Source organism: Candidatus Alkanophaga liquidiphilum, assembly GCF_053996935.1.
In genome coordinates this window covers 20,690-39,647 of the sequence record NZ_JBMXYC010000050.1, presented here as the reverse complement: position 1 = coordinate 39,647, position 18,958 = coordinate 20,690, and the positions used below count along the sequence as shown (strand labels likewise).

The 18,958-nt window shown below is 53.3% G+C and carries 19 protein-coding genes; 12 read left to right on the top strand and 7 right to left on the bottom strand.

Annotated elements, in window-relative coordinates; genetic code table 11:
• The first annotated feature begins 491 nt into the window (after positions 1-491).
• The 3 genes from ACXJJA_RS06775 to ACXJJA_RS06765 all read left to right on the top strand — a co-directional run bounded on the left by ACXJJA_RS06775 (position 492) and on the right by ACXJJA_RS06765 (position 2,460).
• Entirely contained in the window at positions 492-1,169 is a 678-nt protein-coding gene (locus tag ACXJJA_RS06775) for a S4 domain-containing protein (RefSeq protein WP_456487454.1), read from the top strand.
• Positions 1,170-1,324: 155 nt separating this feature from the next.
• Positions 1,325-1,603, top strand: a complete 279-nt coding sequence (locus tag ACXJJA_RS06770) for a hypothetical protein (RefSeq protein WP_456487453.1) — start codon at positions 1,325-1,327, stop codon at positions 1,601-1,603.
• Positions 1,604-1,608: 5 nt separating this feature from the next.
• Positions 1,609-2,460, top strand: coding sequence for an RNA-guided endonuclease InsQ/TnpB family protein (locus tag ACXJJA_RS06765; protein WP_456487452.1), 852 nt, complete (start codon positions 1,609-1,611; stop codon positions 2,458-2,460).
• Here ACXJJA_RS06765 and ACXJJA_RS06760 read toward each other — a convergent pair.
• A complete protein-coding gene (locus ACXJJA_RS06760; protein WP_456487451.1) occupies positions 2,457-2,915 on the bottom strand; it encodes a hypothetical protein in 459 nt (152 codons plus the stop codon). The genes ACXJJA_RS06765 and ACXJJA_RS06760 overlap by 4 nt on opposite strands.
• 181 nt (positions 2,916-3,096) lie before the next feature.
• A complete protein-coding gene (locus tag ACXJJA_RS06755) occupies positions 3,097-4,467 on the bottom strand; it encodes an NfeD family protein (protein WP_456487450.1) in 1,371 nt (456 codons plus the stop codon).
• A 49-nt stretch (positions 4,468-4,516) separates the two neighbouring features.
• On the opposite strand from ACXJJA_RS06755, the gene radB reads away from it, so the two are divergent.
• Positions 4,517-5,215 carry a DNA repair and recombination protein RadB gene (gene radB / locus ACXJJA_RS06750; RefSeq protein ID WP_456487449.1) on the top strand — a complete coding sequence of 233 codons (699 nt, stop codon included), beginning with the start codon at positions 4,517-4,519 and terminating at the stop codon, positions 5,213-5,215.
• Positions 5,216-5,372: 157 nt separating this feature from the next.
• Here the strand turns inward: radB and ACXJJA_RS06745 are convergent, their stop codons facing one another.
• Genes ACXJJA_RS06745 through ACXJJA_RS06725 form a run of 5 tightly spaced genes read right to left on the bottom strand, consistent with a single transcriptional unit; the run spans position 5,373 to position 9,946 of the window.
• Entirely contained in the window at positions 5,373-6,422 is a 1,050-nt protein-coding gene (locus ACXJJA_RS06745) for a radical SAM protein (protein ID WP_456487448.1), read from the bottom strand.
• A 3-nt stretch (positions 6,423-6,425) separates the two neighbouring features.
• Positions 6,426-7,493 (bottom strand): radical SAM/SPASM domain-containing protein, encoded by a 1,068-nt coding sequence (locus tag ACXJJA_RS06740; protein ID WP_456487447.1) that lies wholly within the window; start codon positions 7,491-7,493, stop codon positions 6,426-6,428.
• Positions 7,494-7,538: 45 nt separating this feature from the next.
• A complete protein-coding gene (locus ACXJJA_RS06735) occupies positions 7,539-8,291 on the bottom strand; it encodes an ABC transporter permease (protein ID WP_456487446.1) in 753 nt (250 codons plus the stop codon).
• Positions 8,246-8,977 carry an ABC transporter ATP-binding protein gene (locus ACXJJA_RS06730; protein WP_456487445.1) on the bottom strand — a complete coding sequence of 244 codons (732 nt, stop codon included), beginning with the start codon at positions 8,975-8,977 and terminating at the stop codon, positions 8,246-8,248. The genes ACXJJA_RS06735 and ACXJJA_RS06730 overlap by 46 nt, the downstream gene beginning before the upstream one ends.
• 6 nt (positions 8,978-8,983) lie before the next feature.
• Positions 8,984-9,946, bottom strand: a complete 963-nt coding sequence (locus ACXJJA_RS06725; protein ID WP_456487444.1) for an ABC transporter substrate-binding protein — start codon at positions 9,944-9,946, stop codon at positions 8,984-8,986.
• A gap of 399 nt (positions 9,947-10,345) precedes the next feature.
• On the opposite strand from ACXJJA_RS06725, the gene ACXJJA_RS06720 reads away from it, so the two are divergent.
• Genes ACXJJA_RS06720 through ACXJJA_RS06685 form a run of 8 tightly spaced genes read left to right on the top strand, consistent with a single transcriptional unit; the run spans position 10,346 to position 18,956 of the window.
• On the top strand, positions 10,346-10,798 hold the full coding sequence (locus ACXJJA_RS06720; protein ID WP_456487443.1) for a hypothetical protein: 453 nt from the start codon (positions 10,346-10,348) through the stop codon (positions 10,796-10,798).
• A gap of 5 nt (positions 10,799-10,803) precedes the next feature.
• Positions 10,804-11,085 carry an NADH-quinone oxidoreductase subunit K gene (locus ACXJJA_RS06715; protein ID WP_456487456.1) on the top strand — a complete coding sequence of 94 codons (282 nt, stop codon included), beginning with the start codon at positions 10,804-10,806 and terminating at the stop codon, positions 11,083-11,085.
• On the top strand, positions 11,082-12,542 hold the full coding sequence (locus ACXJJA_RS06710) for a complex I subunit 5 family protein (RefSeq protein WP_456487442.1): 1,461 nt from the start codon (positions 11,082-11,084) through the stop codon (positions 12,540-12,542). Before ACXJJA_RS06715 ends, ACXJJA_RS06710 begins: the two co-directional genes overlap by 4 nt.
• Complete coding sequence (locus ACXJJA_RS06705) at positions 12,539-14,473, top strand: NADH-quinone oxidoreductase subunit 5 family protein (RefSeq protein ID WP_456487441.1); 1,935 nt, start codon at positions 12,539-12,541, stop codon at positions 14,471-14,473. Before ACXJJA_RS06710 ends, ACXJJA_RS06705 begins: the two co-directional genes overlap by 4 nt.
• Positions 14,474-15,700, top strand: a complete 1,227-nt coding sequence (locus ACXJJA_RS06700; protein WP_456487440.1) for a proton-conducting transporter transmembrane domain-containing protein — start codon at positions 14,474-14,476, stop codon at positions 15,698-15,700. It begins immediately after the preceding gene.
• Positions 15,701-16,054, top strand: a complete 354-nt coding sequence (gene ndhC, locus ACXJJA_RS06695; RefSeq protein WP_456487439.1) for an NADH-quinone oxidoreductase subunit A — start codon at positions 15,701-15,703, stop codon at positions 16,052-16,054.
• Entirely contained in the window at positions 16,048-16,662 is a 615-nt protein-coding gene (locus tag ACXJJA_RS06690; protein ID WP_456487438.1) for a YIP1 family protein, read from the top strand. The genes ndhC and ACXJJA_RS06690 overlap by 7 nt, the downstream gene beginning before the upstream one ends.
• Entirely contained in the window at positions 16,662-18,956 is a 2,295-nt protein-coding gene (locus tag ACXJJA_RS06685) for an NADH-quinone oxidoreductase subunit D (protein WP_456487437.1), read from the top strand. The genes ACXJJA_RS06690 and ACXJJA_RS06685 overlap by 1 nt, the downstream gene beginning before the upstream one ends.
• Positions 18,957-18,958: the final 2 nt, after the last annotated feature.

Sequence of the window (18,958 nt, the reverse complement as noted above, 5' to 3'; positions counted from 1 at the left end):
ATCAACTCATTCCTCTCCACACCGCAGAATAAACATAGTACGCCTTTTATTCGCTTTAACAACTGTTTCGTCTGAGGCAATCAGATTTCTTTTTTTCTCTGTTGTAACCGGTAGCTTCTCTTCAAATATTCTTTTCTTTATCCAGTTCCGGACAGAGGTTTTAGAGACGGGATGGAGCTCTGACAGAATTCCGGCAGCCCTTCACCGAAGCCGTCTAAATATAAGCTAGGATCTTAACTCGAAAGGCGGCACCTTATTCCTCTCAAACACCTTCAACTAACGCCTCCATAATTCCCCTTACACTACGCATAAAAAATAGTTCCCCGTATTTATAATCTTATGTGGACGCCTCCCTAAATTGACTATGTAAGATTTAAGTAGCTAAAATACTGCTCGTTCATAGCTGCAAGTGCAGCTTTTGTGCATCCGCAAATGCGTGCAGAACAAACTTGCCCGTAACATTTAACAGGATTCCAGCAACACTTAGGAAAATGAGGCTTGACGAGCTTCTCGTAGCTAACTCGTACGTGTCGTCGAGAAGTAGGGCGAAATTCCTGATAAAAGCGGGTTACGTCGTCGTTAATGGGAAAATCGTAAGGAAGCCGTCATATATCGTGAAGGGCGATGAAGAGGTGAAAGTTCTCGTAGAAGACCGTCCTCTGGGCTACTGGAAGCTAAAGAAAATTCAGGAAAGTGTTGAGATAATAAAAAAGGGGGATGTGGTTCTCGACCTCGGTTCGAGCGCAGGCGGCTTCATTATTTTCGCTTCGGAACTCGCTGACGAGGTCATAGGCATAGAGATAAGCGAAGGCTTCAGAGAAAAGCTCACGAAAATAAACGAAGAGCGTGGAAACGTCAAGGTGATATTCGAGAACGTTTTTGACGTGCCACCAAAGGAGATTCCGGAGCTCGACGTTATTTTGGACGATTTGACTGTTGAGCCTGAAATCTCGATAAAAGCGTTACTGAGGTTTCTGGGGCGGCTTAAGCCGGAGGGTAGGGCGCTTTGCGTGCTTAAAGGCGTGGGTGCCGCTGAGACGCAACGGTGGCTCGCAGAGCTTGAGCGACAAGGACTGAAACTTCTAAAGGTTATTCCTTCCACAAAAAAAGAAATCTACGTCGTCTGTGAGAAGCAAGCAATGCCTGAAAAGCAAAAGACAAACAAGTAAGTATTCTCGTGAGAAACAGCAACCCTGCCACGCACGCGCGAGGACGTAATAATCCTCCTTTTTTAGGACGGTGTTGCTGCTAATCCCCTCCTTAAGGAGGGCAGGGCAGGAGGGTGGGAAAGTTTTCTAAGTAAGAAAGTTCTATTAAAAATTTGGTGGAAGTAAGGAAGACGGTCAGGTGCAAGCTCGTAGGCTTGACGAGGCGGAAGAGGGAGTTGCTCGACAAGGAGTACAATAACTTCCAGCACTGGCTCGAAACGGGAGAAGATAGGGGAGTATATTCAGCATACAAGCAAGATGCGAAGTGGCTATACAAGAAAGCGAAGCGGATGAAAGGTGTTCCAATAAGAAAAGATTTGATAGATATTCAAAGAAGAGACACGAAAATAGCTAAATACGGGGCGAGGAAGGGTAAAAGGGGCGAGGAAAGGTAAAAGGTATGAGAGGGGGCGTAAAAATCGCACTTGCTCATCAGCCTTTCAATTTTGAGGAGTGGGAGGTTTGCGAGTCTCTGCTCGTCAGGAAGGGTGGAGAATTCTACCTTCACGTCACGGTCAAAAAGGATGTCGGGCTGAAGAAAGAATACTCCTCCATCATAGCGGTGGACCTGGGAGCTCGTTGGGTAGCCGTGTCGGTGGCACGGCACCGCAGCAAGCCAAAGTTCTACGGCAGAAAAGTGAGGGAGGTTAGAGGAAAGTATTTCTGGCTGAGGCGTAAGCTCGGAAGGGAGAAGAAGCAGAGAGCAATAAAGAAGATAGGAGACAAGGAGCGGAGGATCGTGAATGATGAACTCCACAAGATAGCGAAGGACATTGTTGACGAGGCTGGGAGGGTCAATGCAATAATCGCCATAGGCGACCTAAACGGGGTCAGGAACAACAGCAAGGGCAAGGGGAGGAAGGTGAAGAACAGGAAGGTGAATTCGATGCCGTTCTACCGCCTGAAGGAGTACATCAAGTATAAGGCGTTGGAGAGAGGCATCCTAGTCATAGAAGTTCCGGAGCACAACACATCAAAGCAGTGTTCACGCTGCGGCTCGCTGCGAACGGAAAGACCTTCCCAAGGAGTTTTCATCTGCGAGGACTGCGGCTATCAGGTTAATGCGGATGTGAACGGAGCTAAAAATATAATGAAGCGAGCCATGGGCTATATGCTCATGGTAGGGGCCGTAGTGACCCGGCCCAACGGGGAGCGCCGCATCAATCGGGCACACTCCCCACCCTCATGCATCCGTCGGATGCCCTCCAATGGAGGGAGGAGGTCACTGATGGAAAAAATGAAAGGAGGTTAAAGAGTAATTTCCAAGACGTCCTGGGTCGCAGAGCCGTCGTCGAGCTTTGCTGCAACTACAATTACATATTTCCCACTGCTGAGGAGGTTTATGCTTTTGTTTGCACCGGGAGTAAGCGTGCCTCTGCGGACGAGCCGGGAATCCGTGAATACTTCGTATTTCGCTCTTGCTACCCCCGCATCGGCGACGTTCAACGTGAAGCTGTCGTCAAAGACGTCAATGTTGCCGATTTCGACGCTCAGCTCGTCGCCGTCTTCGTCGCCAGTCGCCACAGTCTCGCCGTCGGGGTCAGGCGGGGTTACGCCGTGCCAGAACGGGAAAATTAGCCTGCTGTTGTCAGCCACCGCAGTCGTCTCAATCTCTCCCGGCTTGGCGCTCGCAAAAAGTGACGCCGCCGCGAAAAGCACGACAACAACCAATATCCCAGCAATAATGCGTATTCTACGTTTTTCCATCCACATCACATCCTTGACACGCCAGCTATCATGATGAAGGTTACACAGATATTTATTTCTTCTGCACGTCTAACGCCGATTTTAGCATCATGACAATTTACCGTTAAAATATCAGCAGCCGCTGCGGCGGCAAGGACAGCATTGAAGAATTTAATAGCAAAAATCACGGGCGCGCTGTTGCTCAATTTTCATCTTGCGCCTCTTCAACATCTTCGCTACGCTCAACGATGACGGTTAAGCCCTCTCTGCCCACTATTTTGACTTTTTCTCCCCTCTTAATGTTTCCGGTCTTAGAGCGGGCGTTCCAGAGCTCGCCTCGTATCCTAACGAAGCCGCCGTCCTCGTTGATGTCAGTCTCAGCTTTTGTGACCTTGCCGATGAGTTCTTCTGCGCCGACAGCCACTTTTTTCCGCCTCGTCTTGAGCACGACGCCGAGGGCGAACACGAAGAACGCTGCAGATGAGACTACAACGGCAATCACTGCATATTTGAACTCGGCGAACCACGACGGCGCTTTTATGAGAAAAGGCTCATTTGGTAGGAAGAGAGCTCCGAGAACAAGGCAAATGACTCCTCCAACCGTCAGCACGCCGAAGGTGGGCGTCAGCGCCTCTGCCACGAAAAGCACGACGGCGACGACGATCAGAACGGCGGCGAAAATATTTACGTCGAACATGCCCATCCCGTATAATGCCAAGACTAAGCAAACCGCCCCTACTACCTCCGCGCCATAACCGGGGGTCATGAAGCCGAATACTAAGCCATAGATGCCCACGAGGAAGAGGATGAACGCAATAAGCGGGTCGCTGAGGACTTGCAACAGCTGAGACTTCACGCTTTTCTTTTTGAAGCGTAGCGTCGCGTCTTTTGTGTTCAATGTGGTCGTTCCGGCGGCGGTCTCCACTTCCCATCCGTCTATTTTTTCTAAAAGCTCCCGCTCATCCTCTGCGGTTAGGTCGATAATGCCGTTGCGCAGCGCCTCGTCCTCGCCGAGAACTGCGTTTTCCGTCACGAAGAGGCGAGCTTGTGTCTCGTTCCTGCCACGACTGCGGGCTATGCTTTCGATATGCCCTGCAAAGAACTTAATAGTCTTCTCATCGGCGGTCTTGACGCCCTCAAAAGTCATGGCAACAGGCATCGCCGCCCCTACGGTCGTCCCGGGCGACATCGCTGCGACGCTCCCGGAAAGGAGGATAAAAGAGCCGGCGGATGCCGCAATCGCACCGCTTGGTGTTACGTAGGTTATCACGGGCATCCTTGCGTTGAGAATTGCCTCTGCAATCTTAAGGGTAGCGTCCACAAGCCCGCCGGGCGTGTCTATTTCCACGAGAACAGCCTCGTAGCCCGCAAGCTTGGCTTCCTTTATGGCATCTGCCACCTCGAGCGCCGCCCCCTCGGTTACCATCCCGTTTATTTTTATCACATAAACTTCATTGTCGGCGGTTGCAGACGCCTGCACGGCGGCGAAGCAGCAAAACAGAATAAGAAAGAAAAGTAGAGCCGAAAGCAAAAGTGCTGGCGGGGATTTGTTCTCTTGCATTTTAAACACCATCGTCTTTATTAGAGGGGGGAAAAGAAAAATTTAAGGTTTTGCAACGTGGGTGGGAGTCGTGCAGGAGCCCTTGAAATACAGCAGCGGTTGTAATAGCATAGATATGTTGTTGGGCGGTGGCTTCGAGGCCGGGACGGTAACACAGCTCTACGGCGAAGCCGGCAGCGGCAAGACGAACATATGCCTACAGCTCGCCATAGAATGCGTAAAGAGCGGCAAGAAGGTCATATACATAGACAGCGAGGGCTTTTCGCCGGAGCGGTTCATGCAAATTGCCGGGGAGGATGCGAAGAAGATCGCAAAGAACATAATCATATTCGAGCCTTTGAACTTCGAGCAGCAAGCCGCCGCAATCAAAGAAGTGGACGGGCTGATGTCAAGCATCGGCGAGAAGGTCGGCGTGATAATCTTAGATTCAGCAACACTCTTTTACAGAGTCGAGCTCGACGACGAGCGTAGTGTTTCCCTGAAAAGGGAGCTGGCTAACCAGATTGCGCACCTGCTGGAAATTGCCCGAAAGTATGAGGTTGCGGTGGTAATCACCAATCAAGTTTACATGGACATCAACGGCGGCGAGCTCCGCCCCTCTGGCGGTTACGCTCTCGAACACCTCTCTAAAATAATCGTCCAGCTTGAAAAGGTCAAAAATGGCGTGAGAAGGGCGACCATAAAAAAACATAGGTCAATGCCCGAGGGCGCTTCCTGCGAGTTCGTTATCACCAACGACGGCGTCAGAGGCTTAGAATGATTTTAGACCTTGTTGCTCTAAACCCCTCCCTCTTAATTCAATAAAAGTAAAGGATGCGTGCTACGTAGTGTTTAAATCCCATATTGGTCTACTTTGTGGTGAGCTGAGTGGAGAAGACCTCGATGTCGAGGCGTTCGGCGGCGGCACGGCGAGCTCACTAAGTCTCAAAAAAGCCGCAGAGCGGGTCTTCTGCAAACACATCGCCGTGACGGACAAGCGCACGAGCTCTGCATCCGCCGCAGATGTCCTTGTGTTTGCACGTCCCACACCGCCCCTCCACGTCTCGCTGCCTTAACCTTTCAAAAACTTCAGAGCGCCAGAGCGTTTTTAACGACGTCTCCCGCACTTCCCCGACGCTGACGTCAAGCAGCGGGCATGGAGTTACGGCGCCGTCCGGCTTCACGCAGAGCATTGCAACGCCCGCACGGCAGCCCGGCGCCTCTTTGAAGAAGAACTCTGGAACAAACCTCCCCTCTTCAAACTTCCGACGCAGCAGCACCCAGTATTGGCACGCTTGTGTCGTGCAGATTTCGAGGTGTTGGCGGCGCTCTTGCTCCTTGTAAAGGTGGTAGAGGCTTCGAACATACTGTTCCTCGTCCAACTCTGCATCAAAAAACTGTTCCTGCCCCCTGCCGAGCGCAACGTAGTGAAAGATTCTACACTGCCTCGCTCCCAGCTCCTCGCAGAGGTCTAAGATTTGAGGAAGTTCCGCAAGGTTTTCTGCGGAAATGCAGGGATCGATGACGAGTTCGAGCCCCACCCGCTTGGCATGCTTCGCAGCTTGCAGCGCAGCTTCAAATGCGCCCTTGCCTCGAATTTCGTCGTGCGTTTCCCGGATGCCGTCTATGGGGATTATGACTTCTTCGAGCCCTGCTCGTTTAAGCCGCATTGCAGTGTCTTTGTCAAGCAGCACGCCGTTCGTCGCCAGCGATAGCGAGAGCGAAAGCTTGCTGCCGTAGGATATAATTTCGAAAATATCTTTTCGCATTAGAGGCTCACCGCCGCCGAGCGTTACCCTCGTCTTCCCGAACGTCCTTCTTATATCTTCAAGGAGGGAAAAACCCTCTTCGGTGCTGAGTTCTGAGGGCATCCGCTCGCCCGACGAGAAGTAGCAATGCTTGCACCGTAAATTACATGCTCTCGTCACGTTCCAGTTCACGTAGACGTTTTTCGGCACATTCTTAGGCACGCCCGCGATAGTCTCCACCACCTACGCCTTTAGAAAGCAAACAGGGTCTTCGGCGAGCGGGTCGCTGGAGACGGCGAACGCCCGTGAGCGGCAGCCACCGCACGAAAAGCGATGCTTGCAGCCGCCGCACATACCTTTGATCTCTCTATTTCTGAACTTTTTGAAGAGCGCTGCCTTTTCGATGATTTCCGTGAAGCGTTCGCTGCGAACGTTTCCAACCTTTAGAGGGAGATATGCGCAAGGGGCGACGTCGCCGTTCGGGAAGATGTGGAACCGTGTGATGCCGGCGGTGCACCCCACGAACTTATGGTCGGCGCCGCGCAAGCCCTCCGCCTCAAGGAACGCCCAGAACTGCGGCATGCAAATGGGCTTCAGCCAGACTTTCGTTTTCGCCTGTTGCTCCAGCACGAGCTTGAAAAAACGCTCCATCTCCTCCGCAGAAAGGCAAGCGTCCGAAATTTGGCGACCACGCCCTACAGCGATTAATGCCACTAAATAAATGCGGTCCACTTGCAAACGGTCAGCAAGGTCTATAATCCTTGGAATCTCTCCTAAGTTTATTCTGGAGACCGTGGTCAAGAACTGCACCCTGAGTCCCACCTTTTTACAAGCGTTAACGCCACGCATCATCGCCTCAAACGCCCCTTTTACGCCTCTGAATTCGTCATGAGCAGCGCCGATGCCGTCTATGCTTATTGCCGCCCTGTAAAGCCCTGCTTTCTTCAGGCGGCTCGCAACGTCCTCGTCGATCAAAGTGCCGTTTGTCGCCATCACGACCTGCATGTCGTAAGAGGCAGCGTATTCTACAAGCTCGAAGATGTCTCTCCGCACGAGCGGCTCGCCGCCCGTGAACGCAAACTTCACAGCTCCGAGTTTTGTGGCGTCCTCTATTAGCGAAAGTCCCTCCTCTGTGCTCAGCTCTACCGTTTCAGCCTCGCTTATCGAGCAGTGCATACAATCAAGATTGCAACCCTTCGTCACCGCCCAAACGACTTCGCCCGGCTGGTAGCTGAAACAACCAAGCCCCACAGTGTCGTTCGCAAAGAAATCTTCATCATGCTCTCTGAGCCACGCTTTGAACGCTTCCATCTCAACCTTTTCGTCTTAACCAATCAAATATTTTTCTAACAACAGTTAGAGATATACCCATTTGCAGAGTCTTTTTTCGACCTTTTCGAGGACCATGTAAAGGGCGAAGCCGAGCGCCGCCATCGTGAGTATCGCCGCATACATTTCAGCGAAGTCCATACGGCTCCAACAGTCGAGAATGAGGTAACCAAGCCCTTTGCTCGTCGCTATGGATTCTACGAAGAACAAGACAGCGATGGAAGTGCCGACGCTTATCCTAAGTGCGGTCATGACCTTTGGGAGGCATGCTGGAAAGATGACGTGCTTGTAAACATCCATCTTGCTCGCTCCTAAAGAGCGGAGCGAGTAAATGTAATATTCGCTGATGCTTTTAGAGGCGTCCCTCGTCGTCACCAATATCTGGAAGAACACTATCATCGCAATCATGAAGACCTTAGATGCCTCGCCGATGCCGAAAATCATGATTATCAGGGGTAGTAGCACGATATGCGGAATCGGATAAAGCAGATAGACTATAGGGGAAAGAAAGCGGTCAACTTGTTCTTCCTTGCTGAGGAGTCCGAGCGGGACCGCAAGCGAGAGCGCAAGCGAGAGGGCGTAAAGAACACGAAGCGTGCTCGCAAGCAAGTGCACAAGCAAGGCGTCTCTCATTTCGAGAAGCGAGACGCAAACCTCCCGCGGTGAGGGCAAAGCTATCGAGTTCAAAAGTAAGGAGACAAGCTCCCAGATTGCAAGAAGGGCAACAACGGCAATTAGCCCTCCAAAACGTCTCGCAATATCCCCCGAACTTCTCTGCATTTCTCAAAAAAATCCTCTGCACTCCTATATAACGGGTCGCCCGCTCTCGGATTCTCCAGAATCTTAACGACCTCAGCCGGTCTTTGGCTCAACACCACAATTTTCCTTCCGAGAAACACCGCCTCCTCGATGTTGTGCGTGACGAGCACGAAGGTTACGCCGGAATGCCAGAGCTTAAGCATGAAATTCTGCATACTCTCCCTTGTCAGGGCATCTAACGACGAAAACGGCTCGTCACAAAGCAAAATTTTCGGGCGTAGGGCGAGCGCCCTCGCAATCGCAACCCGCTGTTGCATACCGCCGGAAAGTTGTCTTGGGTAGTGGCGCTCGAAGCTTGCGAGCCCGAGCCTGCGCAGCAGCTCTTTTACGAAGCTTCCGTCCTCGCAGCCCCTTAGTTTTAAACCGAGGGCGACGTTCTCGTAAACGGTTTTCCATGGGAAAAGTCCGTAGTCTTGCAAAATTAATGCCGTTTCCCGACGTGGTCTCGTGATTCGCTCGCCGTTTACCCAAACTTCACCGGCAGTCGGCTTCAAAAGCCCTGCGAGGATAAGGAGGAGCGTGGTCTTCCCGCAGCCCGAAGGTCCGATTATCGAGCACGTCTCGCCTTCACGGACGGAAAAGCTCACCTCACGTAACGCCTCGGTCCCATCCTCATAGACCTTTTTCAGCCTTATGACCTCCAGCATTTGCGGCTATGCCATCCACACGCAGTTCTCGAACGCTATTTCTTCCTCCACGAGCTCTTTGCTACGTGCCCACTCCAACACTTCCTCAAAGTTCTTTCTAAACTCCTCGGGATACGGCTGCGGCATAGGGAACGTCGGCACGGAATATTCAGCTACGACCTCCTCGGGAATCTTCGCAACCTCCACCGCCAGCTCCTTGTAAGCTTCGGGGTTCGTGTTTATCCTCTCAACAGCCTCCTCGTAAGCGTTTATGAATCTCCTCACAGTTTCTTGGCTCTCGCTCACGAAGTCGCCACGGAAAACGGTCACGGTGAAGCTTAGGTTTCCGCCGAACATGTTTTCAGAGGCTACCAGCGTCGCTCCTTGGCTCATCGCATACCTCGCAAGGATGTCCGGAAGTGTTGCTGCGTCCACCTCGCCACTTATTAGCATCTGCACCCGCTCCGGCATACGCTTGATCTCAACTCGCTCTGCATCGACGCCCGCAAGCATCTTGTCCGTCACAAAATCAATAATTGTGTTGCTTGAGATGGCTATAGCCTTCCCCTCTAAGTCCTCGACCGTTTTTATGCCAGAGCCTGGACTGGCGACGATGCAGAAGCCGCCAAGCTCTGGGTCCTTGCCCATTTCAACACCGACAATTCTGATATCATAGCCCGCCGCTCGCATTAAAATCACCGCAACAGGGTCGCTTATCGAGGCGTCTATCTCATTTGCAATTAAGGCGGCGTCACGGTCAAAGGCACTGCGAAAAGGCACAAGCTCGACACTCAGCCCATACTTCTCGAAAATCCCCTCCTCCTTTGCGACGAAAAGCGGCAGAACGTCGTCGTCAGGCAGCGTCCCCACTCGTATCGTGGCTGGGGGCGTATGTGTTGTCACGGGGGCACGATAAAACACGTAGATGTAGGCAGTGGCAACTACAACTGCTATGACTATGACCCCGGCAACTACCATGCTTTTGCGCATCCTGCATCCCCCTTTTAGTTACGGCATGCGCCTGTGAACTCCTCCACCCTAGGAGCTTCTCCGACCGTGCCTTCACAGCGTCGGGGGACTCCAGCACGGAACCCCTTTACAGAGACCTCGGTCCTAGAGGCGTCCCCGACGAAGAAATGTGTCACCAAAAGCATATATAATTTGCGGGCTTTCACCCTCCCTTTCGGAAGGGGACTTCTCGCCCGCATTGGTTAAAAATTTGCCTCGGAGCTGGCGCTGCAGGGGATAAGACGAGCGAGCAGGTGGCACTAACGATGTGCTTTTGGGAGTGGTTGCTGTGTCTTGCTCGCCCCGGCAATACATTCGAAGAGGACCAGGGAGCGGTGAAAAATAGAAAGCTTTTTAAGCAACCCTTGAAGACCCACCTACTTGATGGAAGCAACCCTCCTGGTGCTTGCGGGTTTTGCAGTGTTGTTCGCACTGGGAGTTCTGCTCACTAAGGACAATTTCTATGCCGTGGTATTCATGTCTGCGACGATGGTTCTCATAGCGGGCATCTACGCAATCTTCCAGCTCCAGATGGTCTCCATACTGATAATATTCATATTTGTCGGCGCCATTGGGATGGTGACTGTGGTCTTGGCTGCAACATACCGGCGTGAGCCTGAGAGGCAGTTTTCGCCGTACTGGGCGGCCTTTACCGTCGTAACAGCATTTTTAGCGGCTTATTACCTCCTGATGCGTAGTGTCCCGCTCGGCACAGCAAGGGGCTTCGAGTTGGTGCTGACGTCTGATCTTGTTCTTTTGATTACTTCTATGGTGACGCTCATAATACTCGTAGCGTTGTCCGCCCTAAGGTTAACGGGGGGTGTTAGTAGTTGATATATGTGCTTGCGCTCGTGATTTTGCTGATTGCATACCTTGCGGCAGTCTCCAGCAAGGATTTGGTAAGGCTTTTGATCTCGTTGGAGTTGATGTTCGGCGCTGTTTTCCTCACGCTCATTCCGCTGTTTTCAACGGCTTTCGAAACGGCGCTTGGCATCGCAATAATCACAATCTTCGTCAGCAGCTGCGAGCTTTTGATTCTGATTGCGGCGCTCATCCTCTTCGACAAGGAGAAGAAGAACGTTTTGGTGGATTCCGTGGTTGTGGGAGGTGAGGAGCGATGACCGAGCCTTTGTTGCTGTTCTTACTCGTCCCGCTGGTCGTAACGTTCTTAGCGCCGCTGCTCTCGCCGAAAGCTGCCTCCTATCTAACGGCGCTTGCTTTCGCAGTCCCGTTCCTCGGCACACTCTATTTGCTTTTCAGCGGCGGCGTCGCCGACGTCACGCTGATGCAGCTTCCTGTGCCGATAGGGCGGCTTTTCCTCTTTTCAGACCCGATAACTGCGGTGTTCTCGCTTTCTATTTGCGTGGTTTCGGCGATGGTTGCGCTATATGCGCTTCCTTACATGGAGCACCGCTTTAAAGAGATGGGGCTTGATGCCCGCAGCGAGTTCAGAAAATACATCTTCATCTATGACCTTTACGCAGTTTCGATGCTTTGGCTTGTCCATTGCGGGAATCTGCTGCTGCTCTACGTGTTCCTTGAAATCATGCTGATTACTGCATTCCTGCTGATTTTTCTTTACGGTTACGGGAAGAGGCAGTGGGTCGGGCTTCTCTACCTTATTTGGTGCCTGATTGCAGGCGTTCTGACGCTGGTCGGCTTTTTGATAATTGCGTTGGAGAGCGGGACGCTGGCGCTTGACGAGCTGATGTATTTCCATCGAATCAGCACGCTGGCGTGGTCGTTCGTATTCTTTGGCATGGTCATCGAGCTTCCGGGCTTGGGACCTCACATCTGGCTGCCGTGGGCGCACGCAGAGGCGCCGACGCCGGTCAGCGCCATGCTTAGCCCCTTGACGGTCGGGCTTGCGGGTTACGTGCTACTGAGGCTCTCGCTCGTGGACCCCAACTTTTTTGCCACGTATCGGGCACCAATCTTCGCATACGCAGCGCTCACCAGCATTTATGCGGGTTTTGCGGTCTTTATCCAGAAGGACTTCAAGCGACTGCTTGCGTATTCAACGGTCTCGCAGATGGGCTATATTCTCATAGCGTTGTGCGTCGGCGGCGTCTTCGGCACGATGGGCGTCGCCATTCAATACATGTCGCACGCCTTTGGCAAGTCCATCTTATTTATGTGTGCCGGCGGCTTGATTACGCTCTACGGACTGCGAGACGTCGAGAAAATGGGGGGCTTACACGACTACGTTCCTGAAATTTCGAATGCCGCCGTCATAGGTTTCATGAACCTTGCTGGTATTCTGACGGTCGGCATGCTCGGCGAGTTTTTCATCCTCAGGGGCGCCGTCGAAGCCTTCGGCTTCAACCTCACTTACATCCTTCCCATAGTCTTCATCTTCATCCTCTCAGGCTGGTATGGCTTTTATACCATCCGGAGGGTTTTCTACGGAAGACCAAAATCCAAGCTGGAGAGTAAAAGTATTAACGGATACCTTTACGTCCCACTGTTCATAATAGGGATTCTTTCCGTCCTCTTCTTGTTTCCGCCGCTTTCGTCGTCGCTGGTCGGCAGTCTTTATAAGGTGGTGAGTGCGCTCGTGGGAGGTGGTGCGTTGTGAACGTCAGCTACATTTTTCTCGCTTTGTTCCTAGCGCCAGTCGTAAGCAGCGTTCCAATCGCATTGGCTTACCGACGAAGGGGGCTTGTGGAGAAGCTTCCTCCACTCTCAGCCTTCGGCATCTTCGTTTCACTCATCTGCAGCATTATGCTCCTTCACTTCCCTGACCGGACGTTCAGCTACCCATGGCTTCCGCAGCTTGGCATAGATTTCGTGCTTCGCACCGACTACCTAAGTAGCCTTATGGGTGTCGTCACAGCGCTCATCGCCTTCATCATTGCGGTTTACGGGCTTGACTACATGAAAGGGGATTACAGGCTGCCGTGGTATTGGTTCTTTTTCAACCTTTTCACAGCTTCTATGCTCCTCGTCGTTTACAGTGATAACCTGTTCCTGCTATTCGTCGGCTGGGAAGGGCTCGGCATCGCTTCGTGGGGGCTGATTGGACACTGGTATCGGGACGATGACGATATAACGTTCGTCGGCGTGCCGGGGCGTAAAATAGGACCGCATCTGTTCTGTTGGCCGCCGAGCTTCGGCGGCTGGCGGGCAATCTCCACGATACGGCTCGGCGACGTCCCGATGTTTCTCGCAATCGCCGCTCTTTGGGCGCTCTCGCCAGAACACGACATCAATATCTCGCAAATGCCTTGGGAGGAAATTCTGGCAGGGATAGGCGCTGCTGGGACCGTTCTCATACTTACAATGTTCCTAATCGGGCTTTTCACGAAGTCCGCGCAGCTTCCGTTCAGCGAGTGGTTGATGACTGCGATGACGGGTCCGACGACCGTCTCAGCGCTCTTGCACAGCGCCACGATGGTGGCAGCGGGCGCCTTCGTCTTCATGAAGGTTAGTTGGTATATCCAGCCGTGGGAGCTTGCGGCGCACGTTCCGGGCTTAGAAGTTGTTTATCTTCTTGCATTGCTCGTCGGGCTGTTCTCTGCACTTTACGGGGCGTTAGTGGCGACGGGAATGCTCGAACGCAAGGTTCTGCTGGCAGCTTCGACGATGTCCTCATTAGGACTCATGTTCGGGACGGCGGCGGCGTCCTGCTGGATTCACGAAGAGATTGCGGGGATGAATTTGGCGTTGCTCGTTGCGTTCTGGTATATGGTAGTTCACGCTTTTGCGAAAGCGACGCTGTTCCTCGTGAGCGGGCATCTCATACATGCAACGCACAGTCGCTTCTCAGAAGGAGATTTGGAGCTTGCAGGACGAATGAAGACGGCGTTCGTGGCGACGCTCATCGCAACGACGTTTCTTGTCGGCATCCCGCCGCTCACTGCTTATTGGGTGAAGTCTGCAATGGATGAAGTGATGGAACACCTGTTGTTGCACGAATACATGCTTTTGCCGCTTGCTCTCCTGCTTGCGACTTCGATAACATATTCGGCAATTCTTGCAAGATTCTTCAGCCTCAATTTTTTCAAAGGTGAGAAGCCGCACCACTTGCACCTTGAGCGGTTACCCTTGATGGAGCTGGGGTATTTGGCGATGGTTTCGGTGCTGTTTGTCATCCTCTATCTGTTATTTGAGAGACCCGAGCTTGTGGAGCTGGCGCATGCAGGGTTCAAGCTGTCGTCGCTGGCGGTCGGGCTGGCAGTGCTCGTTGCGTTCCTCGTTGCGTTCTTCAAGCCGAGAGTGGCGGTGCTATCAAAAATCGGGACGTTCTTCAACGACAGGATGTATATGCCGTTCCTGAACGATCTTGTTTGCCCGGTCGTCGGTTTTGCGGTCGCACGGCTCGTCGACTACGGGAACAGAGGCATAGATGCCTTCTTCAACACGAGAGTTATGCCTACGCTCTTCGCAGCGCTTTCTAAAAGGATTAGAGCCATTCAAGTTGGCTACCTGCGGAGCTACACGAGAATCGTGTTAGGACTGGTGATGATTTTCCTAATCGGCGTTGCAGTTTGGGGGGTGTTGCCGTAGATGTGCGTGCTGCTGAGTGCCGTTAACGAGCTGACGCTCGCTGCTCTTGTAGTTCTGACGCTTGGAGCGGTGTTTTCGTATAAGTGGCGCAATCTGGGGCTTGCGGCGGCGGTAGTTGCCCTGATTTTAGGGCTTCTTGCAGCGGCCTCATCCGCTTACGGGGCACTCGTGTTCGCAGTCGCACTTATTAACATTCTCTCGCTGGTGACGCTCGACAACAAGATCAAGGGCATTGATTATTGCCTCGTGGCGCTTATGGGGCTCGTCACCCTCATTTTCTTCAGCGTCAAAGGTCTCTCCTTAGTTCTTGCGGCGCTTGTTTTAGTCTCGGTCCCGACTTACGTGCTCGTGATGCTCAGGGAGGGCGGCGTGAACGCCGAGGTCGGGCTGAAATACATCGTCTTTATGGTCTTCGCCACCGTCCTCTTTTTCCTCGGCGCAATACTCCTTGCAACAGGCGGCGACCCGCTTATGGGGTACGTCATGCTGATTCTTGGGTTGAGTTTGGAGGTAGGCGTGGCGCCGCTGCACGAGTGGGTGCCCGACGTTTTTACGGCGGCAGACCCGATTCCAATCTCAGTGATTGCGTCGGTTGCGAAAATAGTGCCGTTCGTGGCGGCATTACGCATAATCACGAGCTTCGGCTTCGACGAGCGTCTTGTGTTGTTCACAGCGATACTTGCGGCGTTTTCGATGTTTGTTGGGAACGTCGGGGCGCTGACCGCACGGGAGCACGCAAGGGTCCTCGCTTATTCAACGGTCGCAAACATGGGTTACGTGTTGGCGTGCTTGGTGGCGGCGACGGTTCCTGAGTATGTGGCGGTGGCGTTGGCGGGCGGCTTGCTCCTCCTCTTTGCAAACAGCTTCGGCAAAATTGGCTTCTTCAATGCCATAAAGGGCGAAGGTTCGTTTTCGCCATTCATGTTCGTCCTTGCGTTTTCGTTCATTGGCGTCCCGCCGCTACTTGGCTTCTGGGGCAAGCTTTATATCTTGCTGTCGCTCGTCGGCGTCGGTTATTTCTGGCTCGCCGCTGTCCTTGTCCTGAACTCAGCGATTTCAGTTCCGTATTACGTGCGGCTTTCAAGGGAGCTCGGCGTCGGCTGGCAGACCCGCATAACCGACATGGTCGTGCTCGTGGTCACGCTGCTCACGCTCGCCACCGTAGTATTCCCGCTTGTGGAGTGGTTTGTTAAAGGCGTGAGCGTGTTGAGCTTGGGGGTGGTGTGAATGATGCTGGAGGCAGTTGCAGCCATTGGAACTTTAATTGCAGTCTGTCTAATTACTGACCTTGTCATGTTAATCCTGATCAAAATATTCCCGAAGTATTACCCAAGTGAGCTGAAGTCGGGGAGATTTGAGGCGGGGAACGTGCCGCTAAGGTATCCGAGGTGGACGTTGCCGATGCAATATTTTGGTTTCATGTTCCTGTTCATGGCGGTGGAGCCTATTATAGTGCTGCTCCTTGTCCTCTCATCGCTTTCGCCGGAGCACTTCTTGCCGCTTCTGCTAATATCGCTCCTTTTATTGCTCCCGACGATTTACGTAGGATATAAGATGGCAGTGGAAGGGGGGAGATGGTGATGCGGAGGCGAATGAGCGTAGGAGCGTTGATGTTCGACCCGGCAGGCGCTTTCGAGGAGCTAAAAGATGAGGAGCTGGGAGGGACATTTTCCTTTTACTTCCGCCTTTTAATAGTGTTCGCCGTGCTTTTTGCGGCGATTGCAGCAACAGCTCCATATTTCCTTGCGCTACTCCCTGAGGTCTTTCCAGACGTTTTCCTCGCACCCTTTGCTCCAGTCATCAATATTATTGTTCAAACGCCCCCGCCGCTGATATTCGGAGGCGTCTTCGTGGCGCTGCTCGTCGGCGGGACGCTTGGCATGCTTGTCGCTGCCGTCTGGCTACACATTTGGGTTTATGCGTTTGGTGGGCGACGCGGGTTCAAGCAAACGTTAAAAGCTTACATGCTCGGCATGACGCCGTTCCTCATACTCGGCTGGATTCCGGTAATAAACGTCTTCGGCGCAATCTGGGCGATTCTCGCCGTCCTGAACGGCATAATGCAACTTCACGAAATGTATTCAGGAGCGGCAATCCTTGCACTCCTGTTCTCGCTCATCATACCGGGCGTCGCAGCTCTTGCAGTGGGGCTGGTGGCGATGCCCTATTTGATGCCGGGGGTGGTCTGATGGTGGTGGAAGAGGCAAAGGACAGGAACATAAGGATAGTTCAACATGGAGTTTTCGCCCCGTTGCGCCGTTGGGGCGTCCGTTGGAGCCTCTGGCCCGTTCATTTCGTCACTTCTTGCTGCGGCGTCGAGCTTGCGCACTCCGGCGCTTGCGGCTACGACATGGAGCGTTTAGGCGCCCTGAACTACGGAATTGCGAGGCAGTCGAATTTCATTATCATCGAGGGGACGATTACAAGGAAGATGGCACGGGCGCTGCGTTTAGTTTACGAGCAGATGCCGGACCCGAAGTTCGTATCGCTCATCGGCGCCTGCGGCGAGCGTGGCGGGCTCTTCTGGAACAGCTATAACATCACGCTCCCGCACGAAATCGTGCCTGTGGATTTCTTCATTCCCGGCTGCCCGGTGACGCCTGAAGGACTTATACGGGGAATAAGGGCGGTGCAGGAGAAGATAGAGGGGCGAGGGCGGACGACAATTGAGTTCAAGTGTGCAGAGCTTCCCCGAGAGGGGGGAGAGGCGAGGCTGGTGCCGAGTTCGCCGAAGTTCCTTGCGGAGACACCGACGGTAAGGATAGACGTGCCGAGAGAGGGCGAGCTTCCGGAGCGTTTGAAGCCGCTTGCTGAGGAGGAGGGCGTCAGAGTAACAGCAATCGGGAAGAACAGAGTGGCGATAAGGACACCTGCGGAGCGGCTTGAAGAAATAGCCTTGCGGCTTAAGGAGCTTGGCTTCGACCACGTTAAGAGCGTGAATATTGTTGACGTTCCGCACGAGCGGCGGATGCTTGTTGAGTATGTGGTTTCGAGTTATTCCGTGCGAGAACTGATGCCCGTGTTAGTATCGCTCTTTGCATACGTGCCGAGGGTGTCGCCAGGACTTCAGAGCTTAAAGCATGTTTGGGAGAGCGCGGACTACTGCGAGCGTGAGCTTCAGGATTTGTTCGGCGTGCGTTTCAAGGGCAACCCGTGGCAACGCCGCTTTATCCTTGCGCCTGAGGTGGAAGCGCCGCTGAGGAAGGACTTCAGGCTTGAAGAGGAGAGTTACGTGCTCGGTGAGGCGCCGCTCGCCCCGAAGATAGAGTATCCGCCGGAGCCCTTGTCCTACTACCTGCCGGTTCCCGACGAGGTTTTCGAGGAGGCGGCGAAGAACGACGAGTTCGTCCTGCCCATAGGTCCGCACCACACGGGCAGCGGGCACCTCAGAGTGATTTTGAGGGTCAAGGGCGACGTCATCGTAGACGCCATCCCCGACCCGGGCTACGTGCACCGTTCGATGGAGAAGCTGGCGGAGACGAAGCTTTACGTCCAGAACATCCCGCTGTTCGAGCGACTTTCCATCGCAGACCCGGTAAACATAAACTTGGGTTACGTGCGCACGCTCGAATTTGCGCTCGACGTCGAGCCGCCGGAGCGTGCGAAGCTCATAAGAACGATGTTGGCTGAACTTTCGAGGATTGGGGCGTTCTTATACGACGCTGGTATCTTTTCCTTGTTCACAGGACATTCCACGGGCTTCATGTATACGTTTTCCATGCGTGAGATGCTCTTAGAGCTATTCGTGCGGATGACGGGGTCGAGGTGCACGCCTTCTTATGTCATACCCGGCGGCGTTCGCTGGAACGTTTCCGACGAGGCGTTAAAGCTCACGAAAAATTTCACGTCCGCAATCCTGCATCGCCTTTCCAAATTTGAAAGCATTTTCGTGAACAATCCGGTGCTGATGGAGCGAGTGAAGGGCGTCGGCGTCCTCACAAAGGAACAAGCGATAAACGTTGGAATAGTGGGCCCCTTCCTGAGAGCGTCGGGCGTCGAATACGACATCCGCATCGCCGAGCCTTACGAGGCGTATACGGAGCTTGAGTGGGACGTTCCTGTGGCTGACGACGGCGACTGCCTTGCAAGGTTTCTCTTGAGGCTTGAAGAAGTGCGGCAGAGCTTGAATATTGTGAGGCAAGCTGTAGAGGCACTTGAGCGCACGAGCGGGGCGGTGATTGCAGCGGAGGTGCTTGGAGAGTTCAAGGACGCCCCTGATATAAGAGGGTTATTTTTCAGGACGCTCGGCGACATTTGCTTGCCACGTGGCGAGTTCACCTGCTTGACCGAGGCGGCAAGAGGCACGCTCCTCTTCTCGATACTCAGCGACGGCGAGTCGAACGTGCCTTACCGTGTGCGTGTGGTCACGCCGAGCTGGATGAACCTACATGGCTTCATGGAGGCGGTCAAAGGTCAGAGGCTCGCCGACTTCTGGGCGATTTACGGCAGCTTCGGCTACTTCCCGCCTGAAGCAGATAGGTGATG

Bases quoted from the DNA above. Each gene is read 5' to 3' on its own strand.
- ACXJJA_RS06775 (WP_456487454.1), top strand. From the start codon at position 492: ATGAGGCTTGACGAGCTTCTCGTAGCTAACTCGTACGTGTCGTCGAGA.
- ACXJJA_RS06765 (WP_456487452.1), top strand. From the start codon at position 1,609: ATGAGAGGGGGCGTAAAAATCGCACTTGCTCATCAGCCTTTCAATTTT.
- ACXJJA_RS06760 (WP_456487451.1), bottom strand. From the start codon at position 2,915: ATGGAAAAACGTAGAATACGCATTATTGCTGGGATATTGGTTGTTGTC.
- ACXJJA_RS06755 (WP_456487450.1), bottom strand. From the start codon at position 4,467: ATGGTGTTTAAAATGCAAGAGAACAAATCCCCGCCAGCACTTTTGCTT.
- ACXJJA_RS06740 (WP_456487447.1), bottom strand. From the start codon at position 7,493: ATGGAAGCGTTCAAAGCGTGGCTCAGAGAGCATGATGAAGATTTCTTT.
- ACXJJA_RS06735 (WP_456487446.1), bottom strand. From the start codon at position 8,291: ATGCAGAGAAGTTCGGGGGATATTGCGAGACGTTTTGGAGGGCTAATT.
- ACXJJA_RS06730 (WP_456487445.1), bottom strand. From the start codon at position 8,977: ATGCTGGAGGTCATAAGGCTGAAAAAGGTCTATGAGGATGGGACCGAG.
- ACXJJA_RS06725 (WP_456487444.1), bottom strand. From the start codon at position 9,946: ATGCGCAAAAGCATGGTAGTTGCCGGGGTCATAGTCATAGCAGTTGTA.
- ACXJJA_RS06710 (WP_456487442.1), top strand. From the start codon at position 11,082: ATGACCGAGCCTTTGTTGCTGTTCTTACTCGTCCCGCTGGTCGTAACG.
- ACXJJA_RS06700 (WP_456487440.1), top strand. From the start codon at position 14,474: ATGTGCGTGCTGCTGAGTGCCGTTAACGAGCTGACGCTCGCTGCTCTT.
- ndhC (WP_456487439.1), top strand. From the start codon at position 15,701: ATGATGCTGGAGGCAGTTGCAGCCATTGGAACTTTAATTGCAGTCTGT.
- ACXJJA_RS06690 (WP_456487438.1), top strand. From the start codon at position 16,048: ATGGTGATGCGGAGGCGAATGAGCGTAGGAGCGTTGATGTTCGACCCG.
- ACXJJA_RS06685 (WP_456487437.1), top strand. From the start codon at position 16,662: ATGGTGGTGGAAGAGGCAAAGGACAGGAACATAAGGATAGTTCAACAT.